15 protein-coding genes are annotated in these 17,241 nt (G+C 70.9%); 6 read left to right on the forward strand and 9 right to left on the reverse strand.

All coding sequences use genetic code 11. The features are described 5' to 3' along the window. Window positions 1-12: 12 nt before the first annotated feature. The 3 genes from O1G22_RS36130 to O1G22_RS36140 form a co-directional block, all read right to left on the reverse strand. Window positions 13-480 (reverse strand): DUF5709 domain-containing protein, encoded by a 468-nt coding sequence (locus tag O1G22_RS36130; protein ID WP_225098973.1) that lies wholly within the window; start codon window positions 478-480, stop codon window positions 13-15. A 585-nt stretch (window positions 481-1,065) separates the two neighbouring features. Further along, complete coding sequence (locus tag O1G22_RS36135; protein ID WP_270085138.1) at window positions 1,066-2,847, reverse strand: ABC transporter ATP-binding protein; 1,782 nt, start codon at window positions 2,845-2,847, stop codon at window positions 1,066-1,068. Continuing rightward, on the reverse strand, window positions 2,844-4,649 hold the full coding sequence (locus O1G22_RS36140; protein WP_270085139.1) for an ABC transporter transmembrane domain-containing protein: 1,806 nt from the start codon (window positions 4,647-4,649) through the stop codon (window positions 2,844-2,846). Before O1G22_RS36140 ends, O1G22_RS36135 begins: the two co-directional genes overlap by 4 nt. 308 nt (window positions 4,650-4,957) lie before the next feature. On the opposite strand from O1G22_RS36140, the gene O1G22_RS36145 reads away from it, so the two are divergent. From O1G22_RS36145 to O1G22_RS36155, 3 genes are all read left to right on the forward strand, one after another. Then, window positions 4,958-5,701: a hypothetical protein gene (locus tag O1G22_RS36145; RefSeq protein WP_270085140.1), complete on the forward strand. Its 744-nt coding sequence runs from the start codon at window positions 4,958-4,960 to the stop codon at window positions 5,699-5,701. 52 nt (window positions 5,702-5,753) lie between these two features. Further along, window positions 5,754-7,364, forward strand: a complete 1,611-nt coding sequence (locus O1G22_RS36150) for a peptide-N4-asparagine amidase (protein ID WP_270085141.1) — start codon at window positions 5,754-5,756, stop codon at window positions 7,362-7,364. Between the two features lie 166 nt (window positions 7,365-7,530). Next, complete coding sequence (locus O1G22_RS36155) at window positions 7,531-8,907, forward strand: cation:dicarboxylate symporter family transporter (protein ID WP_270085142.1); 1,377 nt, start codon at window positions 7,531-7,533, stop codon at window positions 8,905-8,907. Between the two features lie 64 nt (window positions 8,908-8,971). Here O1G22_RS36155 and O1G22_RS36160 read toward each other — a convergent pair whose 3' ends face one another. Then, the gene (locus O1G22_RS36160; RefSeq protein WP_270085143.1) at window positions 8,972-9,421 is read right to left on the reverse strand and encodes a MarR family winged helix-turn-helix transcriptional regulator; all 450 of its coding nucleotides are present in this window, start codon (window positions 9,419-9,421) and stop codon (window positions 8,972-8,974) included. 114 nt (window positions 9,422-9,535) lie between these two features. Here O1G22_RS36160 and O1G22_RS36165 point away from each other — a divergent pair, with 114 nt between their 5' ends. Both O1G22_RS36165 and mltG read left to right on the forward strand, forming a co-directional pair. Then, entirely contained in the window at window positions 9,536-11,344 is a 1,809-nt protein-coding gene (locus tag O1G22_RS36165; RefSeq protein WP_270085144.1) for an ABC transporter ATP-binding protein, read from the forward strand. Window positions 11,345-11,387: 43 nt separating this feature from the next. Then, window positions 11,388-12,284, forward strand: coding sequence for an endolytic transglycosylase MltG (gene mltG, locus O1G22_RS36170; protein ID WP_270085145.1), 897 nt, complete (start codon window positions 11,388-11,390; stop codon window positions 12,282-12,284). A gap of 74 nt (window positions 12,285-12,358) precedes the next feature. Here mltG and O1G22_RS36175 read toward each other — a convergent pair whose 3' ends face one another. From O1G22_RS36175 to O1G22_RS44970, 5 genes are all read right to left on the reverse strand, one after another. After that, entirely contained in the window at window positions 12,359-13,438 is a 1,080-nt protein-coding gene (locus O1G22_RS36175; protein ID WP_270085146.1) for an NAD(P)-binding domain-containing protein, read from the reverse strand. A gap of 143 nt (window positions 13,439-13,581) precedes the next feature. Then, a complete protein-coding gene (locus O1G22_RS36180) occupies window positions 13,582-14,595 on the reverse strand; it encodes an ABC transporter substrate-binding protein (protein ID WP_270085147.1) in 1,014 nt (337 codons plus the stop codon). Between the two features lie 123 nt (window positions 14,596-14,718). Beyond that, window positions 14,719-15,492 carry an ABC transporter ATP-binding protein gene (locus tag O1G22_RS36185; protein WP_270085148.1) on the reverse strand — a complete coding sequence of 258 codons (774 nt, stop codon included), beginning with the start codon at window positions 15,490-15,492 and terminating at the stop codon, window positions 14,719-14,721. After that, window positions 15,465-16,367, reverse strand: a complete 903-nt coding sequence (locus O1G22_RS36190) for an ABC transporter permease (protein WP_270085149.1) — start codon at window positions 16,365-16,367, stop codon at window positions 15,465-15,467. Before O1G22_RS36190 ends, O1G22_RS36185 begins: the two co-directional genes overlap by 28 nt. 228 nt (window positions 16,368-16,595) lie before the next feature. After that, complete coding sequence (locus O1G22_RS44970) at window positions 16,596-16,679, reverse strand: putative leader peptide (protein WP_349817350.1); 84 nt, start codon at window positions 16,677-16,679, stop codon at window positions 16,596-16,598. Window positions 16,680-16,800: 121 nt separating this feature from the next. Between O1G22_RS44970 and O1G22_RS36195 the strand changes: the two genes are divergently transcribed. Further along, window positions 16,801-17,223 carry a secondary thiamine-phosphate synthase enzyme YjbQ gene (locus O1G22_RS36195; protein WP_270085150.1) on the forward strand — a complete coding sequence of 141 codons (423 nt, stop codon included), beginning with the start codon at window positions 16,801-16,803 and terminating at the stop codon, window positions 17,221-17,223. The last annotated feature ends 18 nt before the right edge of the window (window positions 17,224-17,241 follow it).

A 17,241-nucleotide genomic window follows, 5' to 3' on the forward strand; every position in this document is an offset into this window, starting at 1 on the left:
GCGGCGGGCGGGTCAGCCGGACAAGGAGTCCTCGTCGACGATGTGCATCGCGGCTTCCTCGGCGGAGGCGGCGGCGCCGTCGATGCCGACATCGGTGGCGACCAGGGCGGCCTCGTCGTCCTCGTGCGCCCCCTCGTCGGGGGCGACCAGGCGGCCGGAGCGGAGGTTGCCGACCTCGTTGTCCAGGAGTTCCCCGTCGATGTCGCGGTCACCGATGTCGTCGCCGTCGGGTACGACGAGGTCGGGCTGTTCCTCGGCCAGCCGCTGGTCCAGGGTCTCGCCCGCCTGGCGCTCGGCCGCCGTGACACCGGTGTGTTCCACCGCCCACGGTCGTTCAGGAGGGGACCAGCCGCGGTCGAGCGGGTCGTCGACGCCGTCGGACTCCAGTGTGTCCTCGACGTCGAGGAGTCCCGAGTCCTCCCGGATCTCCGAGGAATCGGGCTGGTAGACGTCGTCCCCCCAGCTGTCGGCGCTGTCCACGAGTACCTCCGGGTGATGAGGACGGCCGCATACCACCGCGCCGGGCGATGGGCCGCCGGCATGCGCGGCACGGGTGTCACACACCGCGAACCGGACGGTCCGCCGGCGCTCCCCGAACCGGTGCCGCTCTCCAGCCTTCCACTCCGGCTCGGGAAGGCGCAACGGCACGACCTCCGGCAAGGACCTGCGCATGGGTACGGGAACCCGGCGTGGCGCACCGTGATGCGGCTCGTCGGGCCCTGGTCGCGGCACGCTTCGGCCAGGGAAGTCCCCAGGGCAGGCTGGCGTGACGGGACCCGGCCGGTCCACCCTGCGACTGCCGAAACCTCCGCGCAGGACCAGTCGGACGAGGCAGGGGCGCCTCGCGTTCCGGAGGCCGAAGGCACCCCGGTACGGCTGATCCCAGCCAGTCGCGGCATCGTGATCCCGCTGCGCCGTGTTGCCACCGGCTCAGCCACCGTGACCATCCTGGCCGTGGTGGCCGTGGTGGCCGTGGTGGCCGTGGTGGCCGTGGTGGCCGTGGTGGCCGGCGTCGGCGGCAGGTCCTCCACCGCCGTACCGGCCACCGTCAGGCCCGGCGGACCCTCACCCGTGCCAGGACCGCCACAGCGCCGCGTACGCCCCGTCAGCCGTGACCAGCTCGTCATGGCTGCCCAGCTCGCTGATGCGGCCGTTCTCCACGACGGCGATCACGTCGGCGTCATGGGCGGTGTGCAGGCGGTGCGCGATGGCGACCACGGTGCGGCCGTCCAGGACGCGGGCCAGGGAGCGTTCCAGATGGCGTGCCGCGCGCGGGTCGAGGAGCGAGGTCGCCTCGTCCAGGACCAGCGTGTGCGGATCGGCCAGCACCAGCCGGGCCAGCGCGATCTGCTGGGCCTGGGCGGGGGTGAGCGCCAGGCCGCCGGAGCCGACCTCGGTGTCCAGGCCGTCGTCCAGGGCCCGCGCCCAGCCGTCCGCGTCGACCGCGCCCAGGGCCGCCCACAGCTCGGCGTCTGTGGCACCGGTCCGGGCCAGCAGGAGGTTGTCGCGCAGCGAGCCGACGAAGACGTGGTGCTCCTGGTTGACGAGGGCGACGTGCGAGCGGACGCGTTCGGCCGGCATCCGGGACAGTTCCGCGCCGCCCAGCGTGATCCTGCCCTCCCGGGGCGCGTAGATACCGGCGAGCAGCCTGCCCAGCGTGGATTTGCCCGCTCCCGAGGGACCGACCAGGGCCATCCTGGTGCCCGGCGCGACTTCCAGGGACACCTTGCGCAGGACGTCGACACCGTCGAGGTAGCCGAAGTGCACCCGCTCGGCGGACACGTCCCGCCCGTCGGGGGCCAGCGAGGCGTCCCCGGCGTCCGGTTCGATGTCCCGCACCCCGACCAGGCGGGCCAGCGACACCTGGGCGACCTGCACCTCGTCGTACCAGCGCAGGATCAGGTTCACCGGGTCGACGAGCATCTGCGTGATCAGGGCTCCGGTGGTCAGCCGGCCCACCCCGATCCAGCCGTGCAGCACGAACACGCCGCCGACCATCAGGACCGAGCCGAGCACGATGACGTGGACGGCGTTGATGACCGGGAACAGCACGGACCGCAGCCACAGGGTGTAGCGTTCCCAGGCCGTCCACTCCTTGATCCGCCGCTCCGACAGGGTGACGCGGCGGGCGCCCAGGCGGTGCGCTTCGATGGTGTGGCCCGCGTCCACGGTCTCGGCGAGCGCGGCGGCGACGGAGGCGTACCCGGCGGCCTCGGAGCGGTAGCCGGAGGGTGCCCGCTTGAAGTACCAGCGGCACCCGGCCACCAGCACCGGCACGGCGAGCAGCACGGCCGCCGCCAGCGGCGGGGCCGTCACCACGAGCCCGCCGAGCAGCAGCAGCGCCCACACGACACCGATCGCCAGCTGCGGTACGGCCTCGCGCATCGCGTTGGCCAGGCGGTCGATGTCGGTGGTGATGCGGGAGAGCAGGTCACCGGTCCCCGCCCGCTCCAGCACGCCCGGCGGCAGGCCGACGGACCGGACGAGGAAGTCCTCGCGCAGGTCGGCCAGCATCCGCTCGCCGAGCACCGCGCCTCGCAGCCGGACCTGCCGTACGAACACGGCCTGCACGGCCAGCGCAAGCACGAACAGCCCGACGGTCAGGCCCAGTTGCAGATCGCGGGACCGGTCGGAGACCCGCTCGACCAGGCCGCCGAGCAGGTAGGGACCCACCATGGAGGCAATCACGGCCACCGTGTTCACCGCGATGAGCAGCAGGAACGCCCGCCGGTGCCGGCGGAACAGCTCGGTGACGTAGGCGCGCACGGTCGCGGCCGCGCCGACGGGCAGGGTGGTGGCGGTCGTCGGGGCCGCCGGGTCGTACGCCGGTGGCGCAACGCCGATCATGCGCTCTCCTCGATCTCTTCCAGCTCCTGGAGGGCGTCCAGCAGGACCCCTTCGTCGGCCGCGGCCAGTTCCTCGTCCGTCTCACGCGTCACCACGGCCCGGTACCGTGGCTCGCCGTCGACCAGTTCGCGGTGCGCGCCGACCGCCACGACCTCGCCCTGGTGGACCAGGACGACCAGGTCCGCGCGGTCGAGCAGCAGCGGCGAGGAGGTGAACACCACCGTCGTCCGGCCCGAACGAAGCCGGTGCAGCCCGTCCGCGATCCGGGCCTCGGTGTGCGAGTCGACCGCGGAGGTCGGCTCGTCCAGTACCAGCACCTCGGGATCGGTGACCAGCGACCGGGCCAGTGCCAGCCGCTGGCGCTGGCCGCCGGACAGGGAGCGGCCGCGCTCGGTGATACGGGCGTCCATCGGGTCGGTGGCGTCCAGCGATCCCTGGACGAGCGCGTCCAGGACGTCGTCGCACTGTGCCGCGGCCAGCGCGTCCGTGGCCGCCACGGCTCCGGAGGCGGGCACGTCGAGCAGCTCGCGCAGCGTGCCGGACAGCAGCACCGGGTCCTTGTCCTGGACGAGGACGGCACTGCGGGCGCTGTCCAGCGGGAGTTCGTCCAGGGCCACGCCGCCGAGCAGCACCGAACGGCCCGGCTCGGTGGGATGGCCGCCCAGCCGTTCCGCGAGCCTGCCCGCCGCGTCCGGGTCGCCGCAGACCACGGCGGTGAGCCGGCCGGCGGGAGCCAGCAGACCGGTCTCGGGGTCGTACAGATCCCCGGTCGGCACCTCGGCCTCGCGGGTACCGTCGGTGGCCGTGGCGCGCTCCAGTGACAGCACCCGGGCCGCCCGTTTGGCCGACGGGCGGGAGAAGGAGTACGCCATGGCGATCTCCTCGAAGTGCCGCAGCGGGTAGTTGAGGATCATGACCGCGCTGTAGACGGTGACGAGTTCGCCGACCGTGATCCGGCCCTGGCGGGCCAGATGGATGCCGTGCCAGACGACGGCGATGAGCAGCAGTCCGGGCAGCAGCACCTGGACGGCGGAGATCAGGGACCACATCCGGGCGCTGTGCACCGCGGCGTGCCGCACCTCCTGCGAGGCCCGGCGGTAGCGGTCGAGGAACAGTTCCTCGCCGCCGATGCCGCGCAGCACGCGTAGCCCGGCGACCGTGTCCGAGGCCAGCTCGGTGGCCCGGCCCGCCTTTTCCCGCTGGAGGTCGGCGCGGCGCGTGGCCCGGGGCAGCAGCGGCAGCACCGCGAACGCCACGACGGGCAGCCCGATCGCGACGATCACGCCGAGAGCGGGCTGGTAGACGAGGAGGCCGACACCGACCACCACGACCGTGAGCGCGGCCGCGGTGAACCGGGAGACGGCCTCGACGAACCAGCCCACCTTCTCGACGTCACCGGTGGACACGGCCACGACTTCGCCGGCCGCGACCCGTCGGGTCAGGGCGGAGCCCAGCTGGGCCGCCTTGCGGGCCAGCAGTTGCTGGACGCGAGCGGCCGCCGTGATCCAGTTGGTGACGGCGGCCCGGTGCAGGAAGGTGTCGCCGACGGCGATGCCCGTGCCGCAGAGCAGCATCAGACCACCCGTCAGGGCGAGCCGGGTGCCGGAGCGGTCGACGACCGCCTGCACGGCGAGGCCGACACAAAAGGGCAGGGCCGAGACGGAGACGAAGTGCAACAGGCCCCAGGCGAGTGATTTCAGCTGCCCGCCCAGCTGATTCCGCCAGAGCCACCACAGGAATCGGGGGCCCGAACGTACGTCTGGGACGCCCGGATCGGAATACGGAAGGTCTTGAATCTGCATGACGTCCCAGTGGCTCGTGTCAGGGAGGGGGAGGCGATGAGGAGTGGCAACAAGCCGTGAAAGGTTCGCGTTGCAGAGTGGTGAATTTCAAACGGTTTTCCTGAGGGACCGGCCGCATCCACCGGCCTTCCGGCCATCGGTTTCACGAGGACGTGGCCGATGCCGGCGCTCGCACCAGGACTCCGGCCGGTGTCGGCGGCCGGGTGACCCCGCTCCGCGCAGGTCACCCCGGCGATGCTGTCAGCCAACCCGGTGAAATGCCCAGATAAGTCACATTGTCGTTCGGTGTGTGATGCCACCATGGACGTGTGGCGATCTACAGTGTGCGGCATTGTGCAGTCGCGGTGACGGCGTTCGGAACTCTCCTGACGACCCTGTCCGGGTGCGGCAGCGATGGATCCGGCCCTGTCGACGCCGAGGGCGCGCAGGGCCCCCGTCACCCGGTGGTGTCGGCCATCCCTGCGACCGACCCGACCCGTATCCCGGGCGTCGGCGACCGTCTGCATCGGTGGATCCCTCGTGACTCCAGTCAGGTCGTCGCCGTGTACGGCAAGGGTGAGGACTCACCCGACTCCACGGTCGTGCTGTACATGAAGGAGGGACCGGAGTGGCGGCCGGTGGCGCGTTGGGCCGGCCACAATGGCCGGAACGGCTGGACCACGGACCATCACTCGGGTGACGAGCGCAGTCCTGTCGGCGTGTTCGGGCTCTCCGACGCGGGCGGTGTGCTCGACGACCCGGGCAGCATGCTGCCGTACGACCAGGACGAGTACGCCTACGCGCCGACGATCGACACCGAAGCGTACGAGCATGTCTTCGACTACGTCATCGCCATTGACTACAACCGCCTGCCGGGCACGCCTCCGCACGACCCTACGCGCCCCGACGGCGACGACAAGGGCGGCGGCGTCTGGCTGCATCCCGACCACGGCGACGGCACGGCCGCCTGTGTCAGCGTTCCCAAGGGAGCGATGAAGTTCCTGCTGCGCACGCTCGACCCGGCCCGGCATCCGGTGATGGTGATGGGGGACAAGGAGGCACTGCGCGCCTGAGGCGACGAGGCGTCATTGCGGGGCGGGCTCGACTCCCCGTAGAACACGGGCCATGAGAAGACGGATAGTCATGTCCATGCTCGCGGGGGCGACCCTCCTGGCGAGCGCGCTCTTCGGCACCGGGGCCGCTGCCGCCCAAGCGGCCGACGTCCCCGGCGAGTTCGGCACGGACTGGCACGACCCGGTGACCGCGGCACCGCCCGTCGACCGGCCGCACACCAAGTCCTGCCAGGTCACCTTGGCCGACGCCCAGTTCCGCGACTTCACACCCTATCGGGGGACGTACACCCCGCCCCAGGGCTGCGGCGATCGCTGGAGCAAGGTCGTCCTGCGCCTCGACGGCAAGGTGAAGGGCCGTCAGTACGACCGTCTCGGCTATCTGCACATCGGCGGTGTCGAGATTCTGCGCACGTCCACCCCGGAGCCCTCGCCCGACGGCATCGAGTGGCACGTCGAGAAGGACGTCACCCGCTACAGCGACACCTTCCGCAGCGCGCGGGACGTCGAGATGCTGATCGGCAACGTCGTGGACGACACGTACACCGGCGTCATCGACGTGCACGTCACGCTGACCTTCTATGCAGGCCGCCCCGCCGAGCGCACCCCCGACCGCGTCCTCACGCTTGCCGACACGCCCGACGGCACGACTCTCACCACCCCGCGCAACAGCGAGCGGATCGTCGCGGAGGTGTACGCGACGGGATCCGGGGGTGGCTGCGAGGAGTTCTGGTACCTGACCGTGGCCGACCCGGCGTCGTACTCCTGCAAGGCCGACCGCGGCCCCTACCGCGAGGTGCAGATCAAGGTTGACGGCCGGCTCGCCGGGATCGCCGCGCCGTTCCCGAACGTCTGGACGGGCGGTTGGTCCAACCCCTTCCTCTGGTACGTCGTCCCGGCCCCGCACGCCTTCGACGTCCGGCCGATCGAGTACGACCTCACGCCCTTCGCCGGCCTCCTCGACGACGGCCGCCCGCACCGCGTCGAGGTCTCCGTCGTCGGGGTGCCCGCGGGGCAGCCGGGCTGGAGCGCGCCGGTCAATGTGCTGGTCTGGCAGGACGCCCACCGCGCCCAGATCACCGGAGCGCTCACCGCGGACGACGCGACGGACCTCGCCAACTCCTCCAGCTACACGCCGGGTTCGGAGAACCGGGTGAACACCGAGGCCGGACACCGGCTCACCGTCTCCGGATACCTCGACACCTCGCACGGCCGCGTGACCACCACGGTCACCCGCTCGCTCGCCAACACCTCCGTGCACCGCTGGACGGACGGTGAGAACACGGACGGGCTGGACGCGACCTGGACCGACGACCAGACGGTGACCGTCGGCGGACACGGCCCCGCGCGGACGACGCGGACGCAGCGGACGTACACCATGGACGGCGCGACGACCATCGGTACGGACAACCGGTTGCGTACGGTGCTGACCCTGGGCGACCGCGCGTCGGTGACGGAGCGGCGGGGCGGCCGGCGCACCGCGTGGTCCCGGCTCGACGACACCTACAACGGTGACGCGGCGTACACGATCAACGTCCCGCGTGACCAGCGGCATGCGGTCGGGACCTCCAGTGAGCGCTACCGCCTGGACGGCTCCGACGGCTGCTACGACCGGTCGTTGGCCACGGCTCAGGGGGTGCTGACGGAGGATCGCGAGGGCTGTTGAGCGTGGCGCTGGGGGATGCGCCACCGGCGGCGTGATTTACACGGCTGTGACACGGGCGTCTCAGAAGGGATCAACGACACCTCCAGAGTGATCGGCACGGAAGCCGCTTTCCGTATCGCAGAAGTCCCGCTCGGCTTCCGCAAGTCGACATCCCCTAGGAGTGCCCGTGCCGCAGTCCGTACCGTCCCTGCCGCGACGCGTCGCACGCATACTGCGTACCTCCCTCTTCGCGCAGGTCGCCTGCGCGCTCGTGCTCGGCATCGTCGTCGGGAGGCTGTGGCCCGGCGTGGCCACGGATCTCAAGCCGCTCGGTGACGGTTTCACCCGTCTCATCAAGACGATCATCTCCCCGCTGGTGTTCTGCGTTGTCGTCGTGGGCATCGCCAAGGCCGGTGACCTCAAGGCCTTCGGCCGGATCGGGCTCAAGGCCCTGATCTGGTTCGAGGTCGCGAGTACGGCGGCGCTGATCATCGGGCTGATCGCTGCCAACGTCGTCCAGCCCGGCTCGGGAATGCACGTCGACCCGTCCGCGCTGAGCGCCAAGGCGGTCGACGCGAAGACGGGCGGCGGATCACTGCCCTCGACGACCGAGTTCATCGTGAATGCGCTGCCCACCAGTTTCATCGGCGCCTTCGCCGAGAACTCCCTGCTCCAAGTGCTCATCCTGGCCTGCCTGGTGGGCGCCGCGCTGCTGCACCTCGGGCACACCAAGGTGCCGCAGGTGTTGCCCGCCGTCGAGCAGGCCCAGGAGATCATCTTCGCGATCGTCGGCTTCGTCATGCGACTGGCGCCGATCGCGGTGTTCGGCGCGATGGCCGTCCTGATCGGCCAGTACGGGCTCGGCGTGATCGAGACGTACGCCAAGCTGATCGTCCTGTGCTATGCGGCCGCGGCGCTGTTCATCGTGCTGCTCGCCGTCGCCCTGCGCATGGTCACCGGGCTCAGCCTGTGGAAGTTCCTGCGCTACATCCGTGAGGAGATGCTGCTCGCGCTCGGCACCGCCTCCACCGAGTCCGTCATGCCACGGGTGATGCACAAGCTCCGCAAGGCCGGCGCTCGCGACGACGCCGTGGGTCTGGTGCTGCCCACCGGCTACTCCTTCAACCTCGACGGCGCCTCGCTCTACCTCTCCATCGGCACCCTCTTCATCGCGCAGGCGGTGGGTGTCGACCTCAGCCCCGGCCAGCAGCTCACCGTCGTCCTCGTGCTCATGCTGACCAGCAAGGGGATGGCGGGCGTGCCCGGTTCCGCCTTCCTCGCGCTGTCCGCGACCGCGACCTCGCTGGGCGTCATCCCCGCCGGAGCGGTCGCCCTGCTGCTCGGCGTCGACCGGATCATGGACTCCATGAGGGTCACCACCAACCTGCTCGGCAACTGCGTCGCCGTCTTCGCGGTCTCCCGCTGGGAGGGCGCGCTGGACACCGTGCGGGCGAAGAAGGTGCTGGACGGGGAGATCGCCTTCGTGCCGGAGGAGAGGCAGGAGGCCGGGGGCGCGACGACGGTACGGCCGGCTGTGAAGGAAGCCGCTCCCGAGGCCGGCTGACACCGCCTCCATCGGGTGCGCGCGGCCCCCTCTGCCTGCTCGGCGGAGCGGGGCCGCGCCGCGGTCAGCAGGTCTTCGCCGTGTCCCCGTCGATCAGCGTGTCCAGCAGGACGCCCAGCACCTCGCGCTCCTTCTCGGTCAGCGGAGCGAGCATCTCCTCGGCCGCCGACCGGCGGGCGCCGCGCAGCTCGCGCAGGGTCGCGCGCCCCTCGTCGGTCAGCTCGATCCGGGTCACGCGGCGGTTCGCCGGATCCGCCGCCCGCCGCACCTTCCCGCTCGCCTCCAGGCCGTCGACCAGCGTCGTCACCGCGCGCGGCACCACCTCCAGGCGCTCGGCCAGGTCGGCCATGCGCGGGGGAGAGGGATAGTGCGCGAGGGTGCGCAGCAGCCGGGACTGGGCCGGGGTGATGCCCAGGTCGCGCTGTTCCAGATGGCGCTTCTGGATGCGGTGCACCCGGCGGGTGAGCCGCAGCAACTGCTCGGCGAGCAGGCCGTCGGAATCTGGGGTGCTCATGCGGGAACAATATCAGGATGCCGTTCATTGTGAATATAGGTAACAATGAGCTACGATCCGTCAGTCATCGTCGGCCGACCCCTGGCCGGCGCCCGTTCACCTCCGTAGGAGCCCATGCATCCCGACCGTGAAACGTCCTGGACCCCGCCTGCCGATGCCAAGGAACATCCCCGGCAGGTGCGCCGCATCCTGAAGCTCTTCCGCCCCTACCGCGGGCGGCTCGCGATCGTCGGCCTGCTCGTCGGCGCCTCTTCGCTGGTCTCGGTGGCCACGCCGTTCCTGCTGAAGGAGACCCTCGATGTCGCGATCCCCCAGGGCCGCACGGGCCTGCTGAGTCTGCTCGCGCTCGGCATGATCCTCAGCGCGGTCCTCTCCAGCGTCTTCGGCGTCCTGCAGACGCTGATCTCGACCACCGTCGGTCAGCGCGTCATGCACGACCTGCGCACCGCCGTCTACGGCCGGCTGCAGCGCATGTCGCTCGCCTTCTTCACCCGCACCCGCACCGGCGAGGTGCAGTCCCGCATAGCCAACGACATCGGCGGCATGCAGGCCACCGTCACCTCCACGGCCACCTCCTTGGTCTCCAACGCCACCAGCGTGGTCGCCACGATCGTCGCGATGATCGCCCTCGACTGGCGGCTCACGATCGTCTCGCTGCTCCTGCTGCCGGTGTTCGTGTGGATCAGCCGCCGCGTGGGCAACGAACGCAAGAAGATCACCACGCAGCGGCAGAAGCAGATGGCCGCGATGGCCGCCACGGTCACCGAGTCGCTCTCGGTCAGCGGCATCCTGCTCGGTCGCACCATGGGCCGCTCGGACTCGCTGACCGCGTCCTTCGTCGATGAGTCGGAGCGCCTGGTCGACCTTGAGGTGCGGTCGAACATGGCGGGGCGCTGGCGCATGGCCGTGATCACGATCGTCATGGCCGCGATGCCCGCCGTCATCTACTGGACCGCGGGTCTCGCCCTGCAGTTCGGCGGCCCGAAGGTCTCCCTCGGCACCATCGTCGCCTTCGTCTCGCTCCAGCAGGGCCTGTTCCGCCCGGCCGTGAGCCTGCTCGCGACCGGCGTCCAGATCCAGACCTCCCTCGCGCTCTTCCAGCGCATCTTCGAGTACCTCGACCTGCCGATCGACATCACCGAGCGCGAGCGGCCCATTCGGCTCGACCAGATCAAGGGTGAAGTCCGGCTGGAGGGCGTCGAGTTCCGCTACGACCAGGACGACAAGGCCCGCCCCGTCCTCGACGGCATAGACATCACCGTGCCGGCGGGCGGCAGCCTGGCCGTCGTGGGCCCGACCGGCGCCGGCAAGTCCACGCTCGGCTATCTGGTGCCCCGGCTCTACGACGTCACCGGCGGCCGGGTCACGCTGGACGGCATCGACGTCCGTGACCTCGACTTCGACACCCTCGCCCGCGCGGTCGGCGTCGTCTCGCAGGAGACGTACCTCTTCCACGCCACCGTCGCCGACAACCTCCGTTTCGCCAAGCCGGATGCCACCGACGAGGAGCTGCACGCGGCGGCCGAAGCGGCGCAGATACACGACCACATAGCCGCGCTGCCCGAGGGCTACGACACGGTTGTCGGCGAACGCGGTCACCGCTTCTCCGGCGGCGAGAAGCAGCGGCTCGCGATAGCCCGCACCATCCTGCGCGATCCGCCGGTCCTCATCCTCGACGAGGCGACCAGCGCGCTCGACACCCGTACGGAGGCCGCGGTCCAGGAGGCCATCGACGCCCTGTCGGCCGACCGGACGACGATCACCATCGCGCACCGTCTGTCCACGATCCGCGGTGCCGACCAGATCGTGGTGCTGGACTCCGGCCGGGTCGCCGAACGCGGCTCGCACGAGGAGCTGCTGGAGCAGGACGGGCGGTACGCGGCCCTGGTGCGCCGGGACGCGCAACTGGAGCCGACAAACTGAACATATGCCGCAACTAGGGGGTTATGCGTATTAACGTTCCCGCATGCAGACGAACATTCCGCCACGGAGCACGATCCGGCTGACACGCCGGGGCAGACTCGTCCTCGGCGTGGCCGCCGCCGTCGTGGCCGGTATCGCCGTGGCGGTGCCGCTGCTGATGCAAGCCGACCGCTCTGCGCAGTCCCGGACCGCCGCGCTGGTCATCCCCGAGGGCTGGCGCGCGAGCCAGGTGTACGACGCCATCGACAAGGCCCTCGAACTGCCTCAGGGCAGCACCCGCAACTCCCTGGGAAAAGCGCGCCTGAAGCTGCCGAGCGACGCCCGGGGCAACCCGGAGGGATACCTCTTCCCGGCGACGTACCCCCTGGGGAAGGGAGCGACCCCCGAGTCCCTGCTGCGCTCCATGGCCGACACGGCCAACAAGAGGTTCAACGCGGCGCCGATCGCCGCCGGGGCACAGCGCAACGCGATGAACATCTACCAGGCCGTCACCATCGCCAGCATCATCCAGGCCGAGGCCGCGACGAAGGCGGACATGGGCAAGGTCGCCCGGGTCGTCTTCAACCGGCTGGAGCACGGGATGCCGTTGCAGATGGACTCCACCATCAACTACGCGCTGAACCGCGACACGGTCCGCACCAGTCAGGACGACACCCGCATCGGGAGCCCGTACAACTCCTACCGGCGCATGGGGCTGCCGCCGACACCGATCGACAACCCCGGCGAGGAGGCGATGCGTGCCGCGCTGAACCCGACGCCGGGCGACTGGCTGTACTTCGTCACGGTCAAGCCGGGCGACACCCGCTTCTCCGCCGACTACAGGACGCACATGCGTAACGTGGCGGAGTTCAACGCCCTCCACCCAGGCACAGGTCAGGGGCAGACGTCCGGTCGGAGCCCGGCCCGGTCCTCGGTCCCGGCGCAGCCCTCGGTCCGCTGAGCCGGCGGGACTCACGGGCTCGGCCCGGTTGGCGGCTTTCGCCCGCACGCGGACTCGGAGACGCGATGACCGGTTCAGGCGGCGACCGGCTGCTCCTCGGCCAGCAGCCGCCTGATGTCCCGGACGGCGGCACGTCCGGCACGGTTGGCGCCGATGGTGCTCGCGGAGGGGCCGTAGCCGACGAGATGGACGCGTGCATCGGCGACGGCCCGGGTGCCCTCGACGCGGATCCCGCCGCCCGGCTCGCGCAGCCGCAGCGGGGTGAGATGGTCCAGCGCGGGCCGGAACCCGGTGGCCCACAGGATCACGTCGGCGTCGACGTGGCGCCCGTCGTTCCATGCCACGCCGTCCGGGGTGATCCGGTCGAACATCGGCTCCCGGTCCAGGACCCCGTCCGCGAGGCCCTGCCGGACGGCGTCGTTGAGGGGCAGCCCGGTGACCGAGACCACACTGCGCGGCGGCAGCCCCTGGCGCACCCGCTCCTCGACCAGCGCGACCGCCGCACGGCCCGCCTCCTGGTCGAACGGCCCCTCGCGGAACACCGGAGGCCGCCGGGTGACCCAGGTGGTCGCGGCCGCGTACGGAGCCAGTTCCAGCAGATGCTGGGTGCCCGAGGCGCCGCCGCCCACGACCACGACCCGCTGCCCGGCGAACTGCTCCGGACCGCTGTACTGCGCGGTGTGCAACTGCCGCCCGCGGAAGGTCTCCTGGCCGGGGTAGCGCGGCCAGAACGGCCGGTCCCAGGTGCCGGTCGCGTTGATCAGCGCCCGCGTGGACCAGTTGCCGGCGGAGGTCTCCACGGTCAGTCGGCCGCCGTCACCCTCCCGGACGGCCCGTACGTCGACGGGCCGCCGCACCCGCAGGTCGAAGGCGCGCTCGTACCGGTCGAAGTACTCACCGATGACCTCCGCCGACGGCCGCGCCGGATCGGCGCCCGTCAGCTCCATGCCGGGCAGCGCGTGCATCCCGTGCACCTTGCCGTACGTCAGCGAGGCCCACCGGAACTGCCAGGCACCGCCCGGTGCGGGGGAGTGGTCGAGCACCACGAAGTCGCGGTCCGGCTCGAAGCCGGTGCGTCGCAGATGGTAGGCGCTGGACAGCCCGGCCTGACCAGCGCCGATGACGACTACCTCGACCTCGCGCGATTCGTTCACGCTTCTACTAACCGGGGGGAGGGGCCGGATCTTCCCGAATGCCGGGCCCTGACCGGAGCCGGTCCTCAGCCGGAACGGGCCGTTGGCCGGGGTCACCCCTTGGCCGGGGTCACCCCTTGGCCGGGGTCACCCCTTGGCCGGGGTCAGCCTTTGACCGGTGTGGTCGACGGTGGGAGGGCGTCGTTGAAGCGGGTGTCCACGAAGTCGCCGAAGTCGACCTTGTTCGGGATCAGCTTCAGCTCGGTGAAGGCGTCGGCGATCTGCTGCTCGGACGCGACGAGCGGCTTGTCGACGGCGACCGCGAAGCGCGTGGAATTGGTTCGCTTCACCGAGTCCAGCGCCACGTCGTACGGCAGCCCGGTGTCCTTGGCCCACACCGTGGCCCACTCCTGCTGATGGTCGTGGACCCAGGCGGTCGCCCGCCGCAGCCGGGCCAGATAGTCCTTGATGGCGGCGGCCTTCTTCGGGTCCTTCAGCGCGGCGGGCGCGGCCACCTGGAAGGTGAGCCCGTTGGTGATGCCCTCGCCGGTGGTCAGCACGCGGCCCTGCTTGGCACGCAGGATCTGGGAGGTGTACGGGTCCCAGACCGCCCAGGCGTCGACCTTGCCGGAGGTGAACGCGGCCAGCGCGTCGGCCGGCTGGAGGTACTTCACCTTGACGTCGGCCAGACTGAGTCCGACCGCCCTGAGCGAGGCGATCAGCTGGTAGTGCGCGGAGGAACCCTGTGCGACGGCGACGGACTTGCCCTTGAGCTGCTTCGGCCCGGTCAACGAGGAGCCGTTGGGCACGAGGATCGCATCGCCCTTGGACGTGCCGTGCCAGGCGGCCACGACCGAGATCTTCGAACCGGCGCCGGCCGCGAAGACGGGCGGGGTGTTGCCGACACCGCCGATGTCGACGGCCTGCGCGTTGACCGCCTCCAGCAGCGGCGGGCCGGAGGTGAAGGTGGACCACTTGATCTTGTAGTCCAGATTCTTGAGCTCGCCGGCGGCACGCAGAATGGCCTCCGAACCGCCCTTCTGGTCCCCGACGTCGAGGGTGACGGATCCCTGTCCGTCGGTGCCGCTTCCGGTGCTCGCGGACGAGTTCCCGCCGCAGGCGGTGAGCAGGAGCGCGAAGGGGAGGAGAACTGCGGCGGGGAGGAGGCGTCGTCGCATGACGGTTCCGTTCATGTGCGGGAGATTCGAGCGGTACAGGGACTTCGGGACGGGCTTCGGGGGAGAGGCCTCTAGGGCGGAATGCCGAGGTAGGGATGTCGGGGGGAGTTGGCGGGAGGAAGGTCAGGCGGCTTCTGCGGCGGTGTGGACGCCGAGCCGTTCCAGCAGTCCGGTGCGGAGTGCGGCGAAGCGGGGGTCGGTGATCTCGCGCGGCCGGTCGAGGTCGATGCGCTGCTCGTGGGCGATCCGGCCGCCGTCCATCACCAGGACGCGGTCGGCGAGCAGTACCGCCTCCTCGACGTCGTGCGTGACCAGTAGTACGGCGCAGCCGCGCCGCTGCCACAACTCCCCGACGAGGCGCTGGGCCTTGATCCGGGTGAGCGCGTCGAGGGCGCCGAACGGCTCGTCGAGCAGCAGCAGATCGGGCTCGCGCACCAAGGCCCGGGCGAGGGAGGCACGCTGGGCCTCGCCGCCGGAGAGGGTCCTCGGCCAGGCGTCGACGCGGTGGTCGAGGCCGACCTCGTCCAACGCCCGCACGGCGACGGAGCGTTCGGGCCTGCCGGGCAGACCGAGCAGAACGTTGCGCCACACCTTCTTCCAGGGCATGAGCCGGGGCGCCTGGAAGGCCACGGCCCGGCGGCGCGGGACCAGCGCGGTGCCCTCGATGTCCCGGTCGAGGCCCGCGAGGATGCGCAGCAGCGTCGACTTGCCGCAGCCGCTGCGGCCGAGCAGGGCGACGAACTCGCCCGGCGCGATGTCGAGGTCCAGAGCGTCGATGACCGTACGGCCGTCGAAGGAGCGGGTCAGCCCCTCGACGTGCACGGCCGCGGACACGGGGGACCCGGGGGACCCGGTGGAACTCGTGGGGCTCACCGGCCGGTGAACGTCGGTCGCCATTGCAGCAGCAGCCTTTCGAGGGAGCGGACGATGAAGTCGGCGAGCAGGCCGAGGAAGGCGTAGACGATCAGGCAGACCACGATCACGTCGGTCCGCAGGAAGTCCCGCGCCTGCACCATCAGGAAGCCGATGCCGGCGTCGGCGTTGACCTGCTCGGCGAAGACGAGCGCCAGCCAGGCGATGCCGAGCGAGTAGCGCAGCCCGGTCAGCGCGCCGGGCAGGGCGCCCGGCAGGACGACGTGCCGTACCAGCCCCCACCGGGACAGGCCCAAGGACTCGCCCGCCTCGATGAGTTGGGCGTCGACGCCACGGATGCCGGCGTACACGTTGAGATAGAGCGGGAAGGTCACGCCGAGGGTGATGATGGCGATCTTCGGGGCCTCACCGATGCCGAACCAGATGATGAACAGTGGGATGAGACCGACGAACGGCACCGTCCGCAGCATCTGCACCGGCGCGTCCACCAGATCCTCGCCGATCCGGAACAGCCCGGAGACCAGGGCGAGTCCGGTGCCGGTCAGGGTCCCGAAGAGCAGTCCGAGAGCGACGCGCTGGAGCGAGGTCCCCATGGCCGACGGCAGCGAGCCGTCGCTGATCAGATCCCAGCCGACCTGCGCGATCCGGCCCGGAGAGGCCAGTACGTCGGCCGTCAACACGCCGGTGGCGCTCAGGAGTTGCCACAGGGCAAGCAGCAGGATCGGGCCCGCGGTGCGGCGCAGCCAGCGCGGGATGCGCAGGGAACGGGAGGGGGCGGGGACGACGGGCTGGAGGTCGGGGACGGTGGGGGTGGAGCGCCCTCTTGCGGGATCCTCGTACTTGGATATGCCAGAAATATCGGGTTCTGGAGAGTTGGGTGGGGCGTGGCTGATGCTCATGGATGCTCCGCGGAGAGGGGTCAGCGGGGTGGCGGTGAAGTGAGGGGCGGCTGAGGTGGGGATGGGGTGAAGCGGGTGTGGGGTGAAAGGAGAGCGGAGGGGCGGCGAACGGCGCACCACCGCGTCACGCCTGTCTCAAGGGCCGGTCGCGGCTTCCGGGAACGGCTGGTCACAGGCGTACGGGAGCGACGGCGGGACACGCCGGAAGGGTGAGGCGGGAAAAGGGCGTCAGCAGCCGCGGCGACACGCGGCGGAGGCCACCCGCAGCAGGTCGATGTGACCGCGCGTGGTGAGCAGGGCTGAACGCAACATGCGGCAGAACGTAGCCAGCCGGGTGGTCCACGGTCAATGGTGTCTCGCCTTGTGGACCTCGGATATCGGCAGGCGGTCGTGCCGCCGAAGGGAAGCCTGGCGTATGGGTCAGGATGGGGGCATGCCAGATGCCTTCACCACCCGTACGCTGCACGTCTCCACCGGTTCCCGGGAGCGCGTCGTCGATCTCACCGCCGACTGCGACGACTTCCTGCGCGAGGCGGCGGCCGGCCGCGACGGGCTGCTCAACATCTTCGTCCCGCACGCCACCGCCGGGATCGCCGTCATCGAGACGGGCTCCGGCAGCGACGACGACCTCCTCGCCGCCCTGCACACCCTGCTCCCCGCCGACGACCGCTGGCAGCACCGCCACGGCAGTCCCGGCCACGGCCGCGACCACGTCCTGCCGGCCGTCGTCGCGCCGCATGCGACCCTGCCCGTCATCGGCGGACGCCTGGAACTGGGCACCTGGCAGTCCGTCTGCCTGGTGGACACGAACAAGGACAATGCCAACCGTCAGGTTCGACTGAGCTTCCTGGGCTGAGCAAAGTCGTCCTGAGTG

It is taken from the genome of Streptomyces camelliae (assembly GCF_027625935.1).
Lineage (GTDB): Bacteria > Actinomycetota > Actinomycetes > Streptomycetales > Streptomycetaceae > Streptomyces > Streptomyces camelliae.